This window comes from Pedobacter sp. AK017 (genome assembly GCF_014200825.1).
GTDB lineage: Bacteria > Bacteroidota > Bacteroidia > Sphingobacteriales > Sphingobacteriaceae > Pedobacter > Pedobacter heparinus.
Genome location: NZ_JACHCW010000001.1, coordinates 653,311 through 669,148 on the forward strand (window position 1 = coordinate 653,311; position 15,838 = coordinate 669,148).

The window sequence follows — 15,838 nt, forward strand, 5'->3', positions numbered from 1 at the left end:
GGCTGCCGGTCAGGCAGCCATTTTCATTTTATAAATCACCACATCATTCCCATACAGGCAAATCAATTTTCCGGCCCTCACCTCAAAGCAGTTTAATTTCTGCTCCCTAAACACCGGTACATAAAAGCTGTACAAATACCTTCCATTTATCATGTCATACACATCAATTACCGTATGGTTTATAAAATCCCTGGTATTTTCATTATCTGCCTTTAAATAAGCATTAATATATAGTTTGCCCGCATCTGCGCAGCCCTGCCCGTTTATAAATTTAGGTGGACCGGCAAGTGTAAATGCACCGCCAAATTTATTGACCCTCACATTGCCTTTTGCTACCGTATCTATAGTTTTGCCGGCAGTCAAATGTTCCAGGTCCTCATTCCAAACCATAAAACCATTTTTATAAAAATAATGGTAACTCAGCAGTTTGCTTACCGGGTCAAAATGCATTTCCCCATCAGTGGGTATCAACCCCATCCGCTCGTCGGGCCAGGGCCGTACCATTCCCTGCAAGCCTCCGGCTATTAACCCCTGTTTCAATAAAATGGGCTGGTTGGCACCAAAATCACTACAACGCATAATCAAACGCTGTTTTTCTGTTAAAACCTGCTGGCCTGGCATTTTAATCAGGCCATGCCGTCCAATCCTCTTTTCGCTTAAGCTGTAAGAAAAAATATCGCGCTGGTTCTGGTATTGCAGGTACAGGTGTGCGCCATCTGCCATAAGTTTAAAATTAGATGAACCCTTTACTGGTCCTGGCCAGGATATCTCCAGGCTGTCCCGTTTTAAGTTGATCAGATCAAGCCTCCATACCTTATTGCGCAGCCCGCTTGCATAAAAATAGCAATAACGCAACCCATCAAAGCTTATCCCTGTAGCCGCTACCGGCAAACCAATAACCATCGACGCTCCCGTTAGCTTAACCAGTTTCCGCTCAAAGCCATTTTTTATCTGATAAGGTCGTCCGGCATTCCAGTACAGGCCCCATACCAGCAGCAAGGCCAGTAAACTTAAGCCACTTAAATGATATAAGATATTTTTATTCATCATCAGGATTTTAAAAAATTACCTAACCCGGTTTTATACGGGTTAGGCAAAAGACATTTTTACACGCTATTATTGTTGCGGTAATACAAACCTCAATACCGACTGATCTGGCAATTCGCAGCAGATGGCATTGTTTCCAGTACAGGTTTCAATTTGCTCATCTGTACACGGAGCGGCTACTTTTTTAGCCTGAGTGGCAAAAGAGCCACCAGCAACTGCTACAAATGCTATAGCAGCTAAGGCAATTTTTAATTTTTTCATAACGATAAAATTAAAGGGGGTTAAACCATAAGCCTACTTTATTCGTCCAGGTGTTCGGCTGTTTCCTGATCCATTGTTTATGGAATATTTTTGTTGAATCCCAATGGCTGCCAGCAGCGCAAAAGCGATATTGAATGCCACATGCCACGGCCAGGATAGGCTACTGATAAGCAATCCACAGCTACAAGGCACATAAAAACTAAAATTCAGCAAGGCAATCAGGTAAAAGGCAAATGCCATCATCTGAAAAAAGAAAGCATAAAAACCCAATATCCGCGTAGGCTTAAACAAGAGCAAAGCACAAATCAGCAACTCTCCTGCCGGAACAGCCCAGGCCAGCCAGGCACTCATCCCCAACAACAATGGCGATTTGCCCAGCTGCGTCTTAAACAGTTCAAAACCAATAAGCTTATCTACCGCTGCGTAAAAAAACAGCAGTGCACAACTAAAAGCAATCAATTCAATCGTAAAGTTTCTTGTAAAGCGCCAGCGCCCTAATGTGTTTACCTTCATAATCGGGTTAAATCAATAAACTAAAGGTAACCTGAACCAACCTGGCCAATAGTATCCAGATTAGGTAATCTATAGGGTCCAAATTATACCCAAAAAGGTGGAATATTCCACCATTTTGGGTTCATGTATTTTTCCTAAACCTGCAGCCCACACCAGCCAAATTATATGCTAAAAACCACAATTCTTCTCCCCACCAACCATATTATATTTTGTAATATAAATTAAAACCGCAAATCCAGCTGAATTTTGGTAAAAGCAGGCTTTACAATTATCATCAGTGTAGCTTTGCTGGAACAGAATCAGTAAAATGCTAGAAAAAACAAACGTCGCAATAGGGTCAAAACATAATGAAAAGAAGAAATCAAAACCTCGGAGAAAAAATGATGAATTATTAAAAGGTGCTTTTGAAGATAATTTTCCTGATTTCTTGCGATTTGTTTTTCCAGATGCAGACGACGTAATAGATTTCCAAAAAGGAATTGAATTTATGGATAAAGAGCTCTGTGCAATCATTCCTGATAGGGAGCGTAAAAGAGACAAACGTGTAGCAGATCTGCTAGCTAAAATTTATTTAAAAGATGGTAAGGAGAAGTGGGTATTATTAAATGTGGAAATTGAAGGCGGTAACGATCCTGATTTTGCTTATAGGCTATATCAATATAATTATCGCATTAGAGATCGATATAAGGTATCCGTTGCGGCAATAGCTGTTTTCACTGGAGATCAGCGGCAAGCCAGACCTGCAGAATATAAAGATCAACTGTTAGGCACTAAACTATCTTTCAAATATCTAACCTATCATGTTTTCGATCATAGTCAGGCAATACTTTTGGAAAAACAGAATCCTTTTGCGTTGATCACACTTGCATGTCAAAATGCACTACTCGAAGGCAAAATCCCAGATGAAGAACTGGGTATCAACCGGCTAGCTATTGCCAGAAAACTATTAAGTTATAACTACAATCATGACCGGATCATCAGCTTTCTGGTATTTCTAAAGAACTTCATCTTCATTGATGATAAAGAAATTAATAGTAAATTTGATCAACAAATAATTGACCTAACAGGAGGAGCAATCAATATGGGTATTATAGAAACAATAAAAATGCAGGAAAGACGGGAAGGGAAAATAGATGGGGCTAAAGAAAAAAGCCATGAAGTTGTAAAAAACCTTATCCTTGAATTAGGTTTATCAGACGATCAAGCTGCAAAAATTGCAGCGGTGTCTGTTAGCTACGTTAAGCAAGTCCGTAAAGAACTAACTGCTCAGAAATAGTAGATAAATTATTATCACTCCGGCAATTCCAGCGCATACCTGGTCAGGTATTGCCCTGCCACTGCATACAAGCTGTTCCCCAATACCTTAAAACTACTTATGGGTACATCCTTATATTTGGGCAGGTAAAACGAATAACAGTAAACCTGTTTCTCCAGATCGTATACATCAATTGCCGCACTTTTCCTGAACAAGGTCAGATCCTCACCTTTACCCATCAGTTTCGATTGCACAAACAAATATTTACCCTGGTTTGAACAGTTTGCATTTACCATCAAGGTTGGCGAGGCAAAAGTGAATGATTTTTCAGCACGCAGCTGGTCTACCTTAAAGCGGGCCGAATCAATCGGGTCTATCGTCTTTATTTTCTTTACCAGGTTCAGGTTCGTATCTATCAGCAAGATCTCGTTGCGGTAATGGTACACATAGGTCAGCATGTGCAGCTGCCGGTTATACCTCAGCATGCCATCCGTACAAAACAGACCATCTACCTGCTTTTCAAATATCCCGGTATTGCTCATGCTTTCTCCGTTCCCTTTTACCTTGCGCAAACTATTCGCCCGGGTATCCGTGTCAATAAAACGGAAAACCATCGTTTGTGTGCCCAAAGGCTGCAGCTGTGCAAAGTATGGCGCCTTTACCCCATACACCGCTGCCTTCCAAACACCTGTCTGCCTTTCAGGATGCTGCGTTCCAATCCATTGTACAGGTAAAAAGAAGCAGAATCTACATAAGCCTTATAGCTGCCCTTTAACATTACTTCCTGCCTGTTCAGCTCAAGGCGAATACTTACCGTATCCCTTAACAAAGGCCCAACCTTCAGCAAATGGCCTATGGCCGTTCCACTGGCCAGGTAAACGGAACTTCCAGCCTCACCGGCCAGGTAATAGGAATTGTATTTTATATCGATGGCCTTATGGCCTTTAACCACCCCAAGCAGCTTCCTTTTAAAGTTATAGGTAGCCGCGCGCTGTTTAAGCGCATAGCGGATGGTCAGATACAACACCGGCAGGGATGATAAAATGGCAACAGCAATCAGCAAGTAAATAAATTTTTTCATAGATTTCATTTTGAGGGTAACCAACCCGCCAAACCATTAGGTTCAGCGGGCATGTACAGCTATCAAAAACTAGTTTTGTCTGTACAGTGGAATGGTACAAAGGCCAGTCTCTGTATCCTGCAGGTAAGCATCACCACCTGCCAGCAGCTGGCAGGCATTGCCTGTGTAGTTTACATCACAGGTACCAATTACATTGCCTGGGGTAGTACACTCACCCTGGTCATTGTAAGGCGATCCCAGTAAAACACTTGTTGTTGGTTTTGCAGTCGCAAATACAGTGCTCACAGCAACACAGGCCACTGCAACGAGCATTAAAAATGGTTTTTTCATAATTTTTATTTGGTTATTTAATGCCTACTCTGTTTTAATCAGGCTTTTCAGCTTCCACCCGTTCAACGCGCATTGAATATTTTTAAACCGCTTCATCCTCAACACAGCCCAGCCCTATCCAGCTTAACACCACAAAACCCATGTTAAACAGCAGGTGCACATCCCAGCTCATCCCTTCAAAAATGCCCCCGCAATGGCATACCGGTCTGTCAACGAACCTCGCAATCACCATGATGTACAGGCTAAACATGAACATCAATCCATAACTGGCCCAAAGGGCGGGCAACAAAGTCTTTCTAAAAGCCAAACCTGCAGCAATCAAAATCTCAACCGCAGGCACACACCAGGCAACCAGTAAGGTAAAATCCGAAAGTATGGGCGATTGGGCCAACTGTACCTTAAACTTTTGAAAGTCATACAGCTTGTTAAATGCTGCATATAAAAACATCAGCATAAATAAGTACCTGATCACATCAAGCAGCAGCATATACCAAAATCTTTTATTCAATATCTTCATCTTGTTAAAATTTAAAACCACTAACCCATTTTTTTGTAACCACCAAATTAACCCCAAACTCCCCTTACTAACTGTATTCAAATTAGGCAATCTATAGGGGGCAAATTAAACCCGGAAAGGTGGAATATTCCACCTTTCACTTCCTGTGTATCTTCTTAAACTTAAAAATGTATTTCTTCTCAATATTCATAAAAGAGGCCATAACCGGGTTTACTACTTTAAAAAATAGCTTGCCACAAATTTCCCTGGCATATAAAAACCGGTTTTCGGCTAATTTTAACCGCAGCATCAGCTCCCGGTGTTTACCAGCCTGCAGGTCTCTTTCATAAATTTCCAGCAACATCCGGTACAGCAAGGGATGCTCCTGTGCCAGGGCAACAGCAATTTCAAGGTTTAACGAGCTGCCATTCGTATCCGTTAAAAAATGTACATATTCAATAGCTGGCACTTTGGTAAAAAAGCCGGCAGCTGGCAAAAGAAAGCCGCTCTCCATTAGCCAGGCTGTATATTCTTCCTGCTTATAATAAAAGTACCCCCTTACCAGGCCTGTTTCTATAAAATAGAGCATGGGCGAAGCACGTTCATGGATGTGGAACAAAGTTCCTTTCCTAAAAAATACCGGTACAAATAATTTTTTCAGCAACAGGGCTGTTTCCGGAGTAGAGGTAGCCAACATGGTCAGCGTCTCCATTAAAGTTTGTTTGATCATAAGAGCATTGGTGTTACTTTCTTAAAGATGATTTCAGGTAATAAACTGTACCTCCGCTTCTCTTGGTTTTCCAGTTTTCTGTTTTCCTTCGGCGGTAAAAAGTTCTGGGAGCAATACATAGCTCATCCAATACCTTTTCTTTGGTAAACCATACCTCAGCCTGTTCCAGTATTAGCGGATTGTGGCTTAGGGCCAGCATCATGGTTTTTAACTCTTCCTGCCGGGCAAGCACCGTATCCAGTTTTTGTAAAATCTCTTCATCCATGTTAATTTAATTTGGTTCATAAATAGATTTTTAAAAATTTATTAACCTAAAATTAACAAAGCCAGTCCATCAAAAAATTGACATAGATTTATATTTCGCTGCAATAATGAACAATTGGCCAATCTGTCTGCCTGATATCAGTCCTCAAAACCAAAATTCCATAATACAGTTTTGGCAATTTGGTTAAAACTGCACATCCAGATATGCACTTTTAATAAAAAATTGCACTTCATAATGTGCAAAATGCTACCTTTACAAAAAATAAACACCATGGAAGCTATTCTTCAAAAATCAGATTCATTAGTTCAGCTGGTCAACCTGGAGTTTAAAAGGTACTTATTTCATCAGGTTAAATGGAATAACAGGCTTATTGGCATTAAAGGTGCCAGAGGAACCGGAAAAACAACCTTAATTCTTCAGCATTTAAAGGAACTGAATCTAAAACCCACACAGGCGGCCTATTTTACTTTAGATGATCTGTATTTTACCACAAACTCATTGGTAGAAACTGCAGAACAGTTTTACCGGGGCGGGGGTAAGTTCCTTTTTCTGGATGAAGTACACAAATACGAAGGCTGGTCCAGGCACATCAAAAATCTTTACGATTTCTACCCTGATCTAAAGATTATATTTACAGGCTCCTCCATTATAGACATCGCCCGTGAAGAAGCCGATTTAAGCAGACGGGCATTGATGTACGATCTACAGGGGCTTTCCTATAGGGAATATCTTTCTTTTATGAACGTATTATCTGTCCCTGCCTTTACGGTAGATGAGTTGTTAAACCCCGAGCGGTCCTGGCGCAGTACGTTTCCAGCTGGTTTCAGGCCTTTACAATATTTTAATGATTATCTGCGGCAGGGTTATTATCCATTTTTTACCGAAGATCCCGAAACGTTATCAGACAGGTTACAACAACTCATAAGGATCATAGTAGAATACGACATGGCCGAACTTCATGATTTCGACATCAGGAACGCCCGTAAAATGTTACAACTATTTTATGTCTTAGCTACCAATGTTCCTTATAAACCAAACATCACCGAACTTGCCAAAAAGAGTACTGTTCACCGCAATACCATCAATAACTACCTGTCATTTTTAGAGCAGGCACGGTTAATCCGCCAGCTTTACCCTACAGGCATTAGTATGGCTACTCTACAAAAGCCAGAAAAAATCTATCTTGACAATACAAATCTGGCTTACGCATTATCCGATATCGAGCCAAACGAAGGCAACCTACGCGAAACTTTTTTTGCCAGTCAGCTGGCCGCCAAATATAAACTCAACTATACTCCAACCGGCGATTTTATGGTAAATGGTAAATGGACATTTGAAATAGGTGGAAAAAACAAAAGCAAAAAGCAGTTGGTTGGCATTCAGGATGCCTATAGGGTAATAGATGACGTAGAATTTCCAGTTAATGATGCTCTTCCACTGTGGCTGTTCGGATTTCTTTACTAGTTCTCACTCCTCGACCGTCATCTTAACCGGTATGGCCCTACTTACGGCCAATCTGTCTGCCTGATATCAGTCCTCAGCTCTCCTCTTGTTGCGCCCGGCCCGCAGTTTGCTCAGGTATTCAGGGCTTATGGACAAAAAGCTGGCAATCTGCTTTTGTTTAAAAAACTGGTTAATCTCTTCACCATAAATATCCATAAACAACTCATACCTGGGCGCTCCATTCAGCCGCATCATGGCCCCTCTTTCAAATTCAGCCGGGCTTTCAAGCGAAAGTATGGCATTGGCCAAAGCCTCAGTTTCAGGAGCATGCTGTTTCAATTCGTCAAAGTGATCACGTGTAAAAGGTATCACAACAGTATACTTTGCAATATCAATATAGTAAGTGCATTTGTTGTCGTTAAAAAAGCATGTTGGCACCAGCACTATGCTTTGCGGAATACCAAATTTAATGGTTTCTTCCACCTTGATACCCTTCTCATTTACCAGTTTCCTGTAAAAACGAACATAACCCCATTCTATCCATAAAGCTGTTTTAACTACATTGCCAGGCTTAGCAAATTCAAACCTTTTACCAGCTGCATAGGCACTCAGCATGGGTTTAATTTTTTCATTAAATATCTCGGTTACAGGGTACAGATTTCCCAAAAAATCCAGCAAATGTTTCGTTGCTACAGCATCTTGATGCTTTACACGGCGCATTCCCGCCCATTTACCATTGAGTTTGCGTTTATACATGATGATTACGTTAATTTAAATTGAGTTTGTTTTTATGTTTACCTATCTATCGGTTGTAATTAAATTATCCCCCAACATTTCCTGGTTCAACTCAGGTATCAGGTCAATGTACCCTTTATCAAACAAATCCCATAAAATAGCATTAGCTGCTGCCCTGCTAATCCCGAACATAGCCATTATCGTATGAGTGCTCAATACATTTTCTGGTTCAAAAGATATCCGACTTATTTTATTCATAATTTTTGGTTAGTTAAATTCCAAGGTAACCATGTTATCCATAATTACAATAGCCCTTACATCCTTTGTCTTATTCTATAGATGAAAACCCTTATTTATTATAGCAGGCCATTATTCTGCTTTTATTGCGAAACACAACTATCAAAAAAACCTATATAAATAACAAATACTGCTTTATATGTAAGCGATTTGAATACTGAGGCTATGCCTTGTATATTCATATCAGTAAAAAAAACAACAAAATCTTTCATTTAAAATCAAAATTATGAACACTTCAAATCAGAAATTATCAGCTTCAAAAAGAACCGCATTTAAATTCAGAAACGTTGGGAATTCTAATGGATTGATGGACACGACAACGACAGCTACCACAACGACAACAGGAACTTCAACACTTATTTCAATTGTTCCGACCTGCATCTGTCCAACTAGCCTTAAGTAGAAGGATCAATGTGCCTTAACCAATGATGACCCGGATTTCCCAGCGACAGGGGTTAAGGCATATCGTTGATAAATTAAAACGCCTTCTTAAAAAAGACACCAAAAAATATTTCAATTCATTTTTTTTTAGATACTTCCACCCTGCACACTACCAGGTTAACCACACTACAATTTCCCGATACTTAACTCTCTCAAAGACCTAAATGACTTCAATAACTCGGTTATCGACATGAACGGGCAGCCATAATAGCTGGTCAACTGTCTTGGTATCCTTTTAGCAGCAGTGCTGGCTGATAGCGACCCGCTGAACTTTACACCGGCAAAACCAGGAATATTCAGTCAAGAGAATAAATGAAAAGGGGGAGCACTATGCGTTGGCCGCTCCCCCCCTTTTTTATTGCTTCAATGCCAATTCGAGCATCTCCATTAATTGCGTTTCCCTTTCAGGTGTGTATGGCCGGGGCGGAGAGCCAGTAATAATCCTACCTGTTTTATCTATCAATACCATGGTCGGATAACCAACTACATTATAATGTTTGACAATCGGATGAAACTCCCCAAGACCGCCTGTATTAAGATCTATACTGCCTGGGTGGGTATAAAGATGGCTATTTAACCCGGTCTTCCACTCCTGCTTATCTTTATCAATACTGATGCTTACAAAGGCAATTGCTGAATTATTTTCAAACTTTTTAACCACATTTTCCATTTGCTCTTTAAGAGCTTTGCATCCACCACAACCAGTAAAGTAAAAGTCAAGCAGTACAACCTTTCCTGCTAAATCCTGCTGGCGTATCACTTTGCCGGTACTGTCCGAGAGCGAGAAATTAAAGGCCATAGCTCCCGGAGCGAGATTATTGTTCATATTGTTTAATATGTCCCGGCAATATCCTGTTGTGACAAAATTTAATGCATCCTTGATTAGGATAGGACTATCTTTCAATCTCTTTTTCTGGTTTACCAGGTAGGTGGTTATAAGTCTGTCTCTAAGCAAGCCGGTAAAGTGATCCTTAATATAGGAGTATCCATCTCTTTCAGGAACTATTGGGATCAAGGCTAGATAATATTTGAATTGCAGATATCCACTGGAAAGAGCGAGTATATCGTCGCCGAATTTTCGAAACGTTTGATCGCCTCCCTCCTCGTATGCAGCATTTATCTTCTGCATTATTAGACTACTATCTTTTCCGGTTTGTATTAATTTCCGCATATAATAGCAATACATATTCCATTTACCATATTCTTCGGTTCCTAAAAAATTGCATTCTATGAGTTGGTAAATTCTGTCTTCAAGTTTTAAGCTGTTTGCTTTTAAAGTGGTTCTGATCACACTGTCTCGTCTATGTCTGTAGCTTTTCAAGCCTTCCATTTGATCCAATATGCGCAGGTTGTCAAAATAGAATTGTCCCTTTTCTTTCCGAACAGCAGCGTTCTCCTCTTGTTTCTTTTGGTCCAATGAGTCAAGTGCCTTATCAACAATATAGATTGCCTGGAATTTTTCAGAACCTTTACCTGAAAAGGACAGCCCGTTGGTGGTGACAGTTAAATGCACATTGTCGCCGGGAGAAATTAGGTAATTGGATAAACCATATTTTCCAACGAACCCTGATTTGAGTATCTGATATAGACCTATGTACAGAAAGGTTTCCTTGTTTTTAAAGGAGAGTATCAGCAGGCTCTTTGTGTCTGTTGTCATAAGATTTGCAATAAATCCACTCATTGCAGGCCATTGATGTTCACTATAGCTAAATCTCCAATTTTCGGCTTGTACACCCGGCCCATACGAAATGCGTATCTGAGCCGTAGCAAATTTATCTTTTTGTTTATCGTGCCTTTGGTTGCCCATGCAGAAAAAAGAGGCAAACAGAAATATACTAATCAATAGTGCTTTCATTATCGTTCGTTTTGGATTACGGAATGGACATTCATTTCAGCGGGGGGGATAGGATAAGTGTATCTTAGGTCATTAGGAGGTAGTGAATACGACACACCTGCTATATCTCTGACCAGTGTCTTAGCAAACCGGGCATCCTGATTTAAACGGCGTAGGTCCTCCCACCTTAGATTTCCTGTAAATGGTAACTCCTTACGTCTTTCTATCAAAATAATCTTTAGTGCGTCCTCTGCATTTGCGGCCATACGATCGACATAGGTGCTATTACCATTGCTATCTTTTATCCACCTCGTTTTTAGTAACCCGTTCAGGACTGTCATTGCTGCCTCAGTACTCCCCGCTCTTGCAAGACACTCTGCCTGAATTAGCATAGTTTCATTGATCGCCAGGCCGTTAAAGAGCGGGGTTGTACCTGTATATCTACCACGAAAAGAATAAGTGCCATCAGCATTGGTCCTGAAAAAAAGTGTTTTACGTAAGTCATTGGCAACGTATAATCCATAAAGCCCAGGATCAACAAACATGGTGCTGAGTCCGAACATGCTATAGGTCTGACTGGATGAGAAAAAAAGGATCTCACTATTTACTACACCGGGAAATCTTGGAAATGGGTACGTAGGTGTCTTGCTTATCGAGTTAAAATCCAGCAATGAATGTTCCTGTGCCAGGACTAACCCGGCATAGACATAGGCTTGATTGTAGTTCTGCATGTTTAAGTAGACTTTTGACAACATTGCATGCGCCGCTATTTTGGAAGGACGGGTTTTGTATAGAGCATATTGTGGCAGCAATGTTTCCGCACTTTTCAGGTCGGCAATAATCTGATCGTAACATGCCTGAACAGTGGATCGTTGTGCTTTTACATTGATATCAGAACTGAGTTTTACGATAACTCCTAGATCCACACTTTCCCTACCAGGAATATAGGGTTTACCAAATACCTGCATCAGGTGATAAAGTGAATATGCCCTGAAGAATAGGGCCTGCCCTTTGATGTTGTCATATTCATTCTGATTGGAATGTGCTACCTTATTTATTCCATCAAGAACAATATTGGCATATTCAATTTGCTTATAACATACTGACCAATCAAAACCTTCTGTAGTCAACCCTTCAAAAATATCAGAAGCCCATTTATACGAGGTTCTTTCAAGAGTATATGTTGCGGCAAGATATGAGTTGGACACGAAGAAATTGTCCGAAGCAATCAAACCCAAAGCAGGATATTGCCGGTTTAAAACATCATCATTATCGAGCAGCGCCTGCATATCGTTAAGGGTGACCGGGATCACATCAGAAATGTTTGCCTTTTTATCCAGCCATTCATCCTGCTTCTTGCAAGAGACCAGTATTAGGATAATCAAGAGATAATATAATTTTGTTTTCATGTCTGTATGGATTAGAAGTTGGCTTTAAGCCCCAAGGCATAAGTTCTCGGATTAGTATAAGTGCTGTACAGAGCGAAATTGTAATCGCTTACATCCGGGTCTATGCCGTATTTGTTAGCACGCCATAGGATACCAATATTATTGATGTACCCATAAATCTGTAAAAGTGCAAAAGGCAGTCTTTTATGCCGTTTCCGGTCAAAATCATAGCTTAAACTGATATCCTGCAACCGGACATGATCCCCTTTGATGATCAGAGCCTCAGAGTTTTGATAGAACGTATTCCTGTTCTCATCTAATGGATATACCAAAGATGGTACTGAAGTCCTAAGTTCATCGCCTTTTTGTTGCCAGCGGGCATAATAGTCTGAATTTGGCAAACCCAGTACACGGCTATAGTTTAGATCAATGGATCTTTTACGCAGGAAATAATTAAGCTTATAAGTGACATTTGCCGAGATTGAAAATCCCCTGTATGAAAAGGTGTTTCTTAAAGCCCCGAAGGAAGTGGGCCTGGATGAACCATAATAAACAACATTATCCGTATTGTTACTGGTGACAATGCCCGTGTAATTTTTACTGACCTCCCCGTTTAAATATCCCTGCGGATCACCGTTGGCAGGATCAAGTCCTGCCCACTTATAGCCGTACACCCCAAAGAGACTGTTTCCTTCTGATATATACAAGCCCGACCTTGCAGGGTCCGCAATATTGCTGGAATTGTTCACCAGGTAACTGGTAGTATACTTGGTATCATAGCTGATTACCTTATCCTTATTGAAAGTATATAGGAACGTCGTATACCATTTTACAATTCCATTGGTATTGAAACTGTTTAGCGTAAGATCAATACCAGCCGTCTTTACTGTCGCCGCATTACCTCTGTATGTAGTAAAGCCAGTGGATGGCTCTAATATTGCATTCGCAATTAAATCTGTACCAAGCTTATTATACACTTCAAAAGTTCCACTGAGCCTGTTTCTCATAGAAGCAAAATCAACTGCCAGATTCTTGTTCCTGATCTTTTCCCAGCGCAGCTCAGGGTTTGGCGCATTATTTACGGTCGCCGTTGTTGCCCCAGTTAAACCACTGGTACCGCTGGTTGCCGTCAAATATGCCGATCCGCTATATACATTTCCATTATAACCGTAGGTCGCCCTGATCTTCAGATAGGGAATCAGATCGAATTTGTAAAAGGGCTCTTTACTGATCTCATATGCAAGGCCAGCAGACCACAATGGTGTGATTTTATCGTTAGTTTTTACACCAAAGATATTCGCGCCGTCTTTTCTGCCGCTTGCAGAAAAAGTGTACTTATTCAGGTAAGAATATGATCCGTTGATATAGTAGGATACAAACCTGTTTGTGGTCCCGGTAATGCCCTCAAATCTTTGCGGAAATTGCTGTGTTCCCAGACCTGAAGGATTGACCGGATAAAATGTATTATAATTTAAATTGGTTACAGCAGTTCCTGTATCATCGTTATATCCAAATAGGGTACTTCCATTACTTCCCCTCACCACCTCTCTTATTTCAGCTCCGCCGATTGCTGAAATAAAATGCCGCTGACTAAATTCCTGCTGGTAATTTATTTGTGCCCTGAAATTATTTGAACCTACTGATTGATTGGTTAAGTATAAAATTCCTCCTTGTGGGTATGGATACGTAAAAATACCTGTGGAACTCCGTTGCGCATATTTATTAATATTGTTCCGGGCTTCATAACTTTCAGGATCACGATAAGTCCTACGTACATAACTTTCATTCTCGTATTGATATTGGACCTGTACATCAAGATAGCTGGTAAATTTATACCGGGCAGCTCCACGCAAAATTGTATTCTTTGCTTTTACGGTAACATCATTTGAACGAAGTTCTTGTAAAGGTCTGTAGCCCCAATCCAAAAATCCCAAAGCTTGGGCTGCCAAAAGATAAGTGGATCGGAAGCCATAAGGAACTACCATCGGATTCCCGTTTTCATCTGCCAGTGTATTGTATGGTAAAAGAGAGGTATAGACAAAGCCGAGATCCTGATTACTTTGGCTGTAAATAATAGAGCCGGTCAATTCCAGGTTTTTTATAGGCACATAGGTGTTGGTGAGATTGGCACTGAGACGACCGAAGCTGTTTCCGACATTTGTAGCTCTGTTTTGGTCATAACCAAATGATAAAGAGTACGTGGATTTTTCTGCACCTCCCCGTAGGCCCAATGCATACTGTTGCGCAATTGCATTTTGAGTAAAGTACTTTTTTGATTCATCCCTGACATCAATGCCCCTATAGTTATTGATCAAATTTTCAGCCTCCACAGAGGACAGCGCCCCGGATGTTTTCTTTGCCAGTATTTCTACAATTGGCGATATGACGGGGTAGGTTGTCGTATTAGCCAGGTTGTTGTCATAAAAGTGCTGATCATATAGATACAGCTCTACGTCAATGTAATCCGTTGAAGCTAAGTAGTTGCGGGAGTATTTAAGGTTCGGCTTGGCGCCTACAGTGAGGTTTGCATTAAAATCAACCTTCAGCGGCTGATTGAACCGTCCTTTTTTTGTCGTGATCACGATAACACCATTTCCTGACCTTGCTCCCCAAATAGAAGCTGCAGCTGCATCCTTTAAAATGGTGATACTTTCCACGTCGTTGGGATTGATGTTGTTTATATCACCTTCGTATGGGAAGTTATCCAGTACGATCAAAGGATCTGCACTAACCTTTTCATCAATAGTTACCCGCCCGCGAATACTGATACCCAGCTTCTCATTGGATGGGGATAATCCGGTCGAGCTTGCTGCTTTATTGAAGCTCAAACCGCTCGCGATCCCGTCCAGTCGATCCAATATGTTAGTGCTGACACGGCGGTTCAGTAATTGGTTGTCGATTTGCGTAAATGATCCTGTTGCCCTCTCTTTAGGAATGTCCTGATAGCCCGTCGAAACTACATTAACTTCTTGTAAAGCAGCTTCACGCTGTTCAAGAACAACTACCAGATCGTTTACATTGTTGTTTACACTAACCTCTTTGGTTTCGTATCCTACAAAGGAAAAAATAAGTGCTGCCGAATTGCTCAGTAGTGGAATATTAAACAGACCATCTGGTCCTGTAATCCTTGTAACAGAAGTACCTTTTACTTTTATAGTAACACCAGGTATGGGTATGTTATCTTTATCTACTACCTTTCCCGTGATCTCAATCGTTCTGGCACCTGTACTTCCGTTATCCTTCACAGTTTTAGGGCTAAGAATAATACTCTTTCCTTTAATTTCATATTCAAACGGTTGGTTTTCAAAAATGATCCTAAGGCTTTCTTCAATGCCCTTCCCTTTTAAATCTACATTTACGGGTTTAGCCAGCTTCAGGTATTCGGTATCGAAAATAAAGCTGTAACCGCTTTGCTTGCGGATTTGCTGCATTACTTTTTGCAGTGGCGCATTTTTTTCTTTGATGGTAATTTGCTGCGCATAAACACTTGCTGATACCTGCAAACAGAAAGCGAGAAGTAAAAACGTGATAACTTTCATCATCAGCAATAGCTTAAATAAGTTTCTGCCCGGATCTTTGTATCTGCCAAAATTCCGGCATGTTGATCCATTGGCATGAATATTAAAATTGCCGAGTAGACTCGAGGGATTTGCACCCTCGGTCCCTCCCAGAACCGGACGTAATACTCTCGCATTATCACGGCTCGTCCAAGTTAGGTCGCC

At 40.8% G+C, this 15,838-nt stretch carries 16 protein-coding genes; 2 read left to right on the forward strand and 14 right to left on the reverse strand.

The annotated features are described in order from the left end of the window. Nucleotides 1–9: 9 nt before the first annotated feature. The 3 genes from HDC92_RS02935 to HDC92_RS02945 all read right to left on the reverse strand — a co-directional run bounded on the left by HDC92_RS02935 (nt 10) and on the right by HDC92_RS02945 (nt 1,821). On the reverse strand, nt 10–1,050 hold the full coding sequence (locus HDC92_RS02935; RefSeq protein WP_183872200.1) for a hypothetical protein: 1,041 nt from the start codon (nt 1,048–1,050) through the stop codon (nt 10–12). Nucleotides 1,051–1,116: 66 nt separating this feature from the next. Next, the gene (locus HDC92_RS02940; protein ID WP_183872202.1) at nt 1,117–1,308 is read right to left on the reverse strand and encodes a DUF6520 family protein; all 192 of its coding nucleotides are present in this window, start codon (nt 1,306–1,308) and stop codon (nt 1,117–1,119) included. Nucleotides 1,309–1,341: 33 nt separating this feature from the next. Beyond that, the gene (locus tag HDC92_RS02945; protein ID WP_183872204.1) at nt 1,342–1,821 is read right to left on the reverse strand and encodes a MauE/DoxX family redox-associated membrane protein; all 480 of its coding nucleotides are present in this window, start codon (nt 1,819–1,821) and stop codon (nt 1,342–1,344) included. Nucleotides 1,822–2,128: 307 nt separating this feature from the next. Here HDC92_RS02945 and HDC92_RS02950 point away from each other — a divergent pair, with 307 nt between their 5' ends. After that, nucleotides 2,129–3,097: a hypothetical protein gene (locus HDC92_RS02950; protein WP_183872206.1), complete on the forward strand. Its 969-nt coding sequence runs from the start codon at nt 2,129–2,131 to the stop codon at nt 3,095–3,097. A 14-nt stretch (nt 3,098–3,111) separates the two neighbouring features. On the opposite strand, the gene HDC92_RS25095 is transcribed toward HDC92_RS02950, so the two are convergent. From HDC92_RS25095 to HDC92_RS02975, 6 genes are all read right to left on the reverse strand, one after another. Further along, nucleotides 3,112–3,747 carry a hypothetical protein gene (locus HDC92_RS25095; protein WP_255484395.1) on the reverse strand — a complete coding sequence of 212 codons (636 nt, stop codon included), beginning with the start codon at nt 3,745–3,747 and terminating at the stop codon, nt 3,112–3,114. Next, complete coding sequence (locus HDC92_RS25100) at nt 3,735–4,157, reverse strand: hypothetical protein (RefSeq protein WP_255484396.1); 423 nt, start codon at nt 4,155–4,157, stop codon at nt 3,735–3,737. Before HDC92_RS25100 ends, HDC92_RS25095 begins: the two co-directional genes overlap by 13 nt. Nucleotides 4,158–4,226: 69 nt before the next feature. Beyond that, nucleotides 4,227–4,487 carry a hypothetical protein gene (locus HDC92_RS02960; protein WP_015807649.1) on the reverse strand — a complete coding sequence of 87 codons (261 nt, stop codon included), beginning with the start codon at nt 4,485–4,487 and terminating at the stop codon, nt 4,227–4,229. Nucleotides 4,488–4,569: 82 nt separating this feature from the next. Next, nucleotides 4,570–5,004 carry a MauE/DoxX family redox-associated membrane protein gene (locus HDC92_RS02965; protein WP_183872208.1) on the reverse strand — a complete coding sequence of 145 codons (435 nt, stop codon included), beginning with the start codon at nt 5,002–5,004 and terminating at the stop codon, nt 4,570–4,572. A gap of 136 nt (nt 5,005–5,140) precedes the next feature. Beyond that, a complete protein-coding gene (locus HDC92_RS02970) occupies nt 5,141–5,713 on the reverse strand; it encodes a Crp/Fnr family transcriptional regulator (protein ID WP_183872210.1) in 573 nt (190 codons plus the stop codon). A 13-nt stretch (nt 5,714–5,726) separates the two neighbouring features. Continuing rightward, entirely contained in the window at nt 5,727–5,978 is a 252-nt protein-coding gene (locus tag HDC92_RS02975; protein ID WP_183872212.1) for a hypothetical protein, read from the reverse strand. Nucleotides 5,979–6,248: 270 nt separating this feature from the next. Between HDC92_RS02975 and HDC92_RS02980 the strand changes: the two genes are divergently transcribed. Then, a complete protein-coding gene (locus tag HDC92_RS02980; RefSeq protein WP_183872214.1) occupies nt 6,249–7,442 on the forward strand; it encodes an ATP-binding protein in 1,194 nt (397 codons plus the stop codon). 66 nt (nt 7,443–7,508) lie between these two features. Here the strand turns inward: HDC92_RS02980 and HDC92_RS02985 are convergent, their stop codons facing one another. The 5 genes from HDC92_RS02985 to HDC92_RS03005 form a co-directional block, all read right to left on the reverse strand. Then, nucleotides 7,509–8,177: a hypothetical protein gene (locus tag HDC92_RS02985; RefSeq protein ID WP_183872216.1), complete on the reverse strand. Its 669-nt coding sequence runs from the start codon at nt 8,175–8,177 to the stop codon at nt 7,509–7,511. A 42-nt stretch (nt 8,178–8,219) separates the two neighbouring features. Next, entirely contained in the window at nt 8,220–8,414 is a 195-nt protein-coding gene (locus HDC92_RS02990; RefSeq protein ID WP_183872218.1) for a hypothetical protein, read from the reverse strand. 835 nt (nt 8,415–9,249) lie between these two features. Then, entirely contained in the window at nt 9,250–10,749 is a 1,500-nt protein-coding gene (locus HDC92_RS02995) for a TlpA family protein disulfide reductase (RefSeq protein WP_183872220.1), read from the reverse strand. Next, nucleotides 10,749–12,137 carry a RagB/SusD family nutrient uptake outer membrane protein gene (locus tag HDC92_RS03000; RefSeq protein WP_183872222.1) on the reverse strand — a complete coding sequence of 463 codons (1,389 nt, stop codon included), beginning with the start codon at nt 12,135–12,137 and terminating at the stop codon, nt 10,749–10,751. Before HDC92_RS03000 ends, HDC92_RS02995 begins: the two co-directional genes overlap by 1 nt. 11 nt (nt 12,138–12,148) lie before the next feature. After that, nucleotides 12,149–15,838 (reverse strand): SusC/RagA family TonB-linked outer membrane protein (locus HDC92_RS03005; RefSeq protein WP_221270908.1); only part of this gene is annotated, 3,690 nt, incomplete at its 5' end.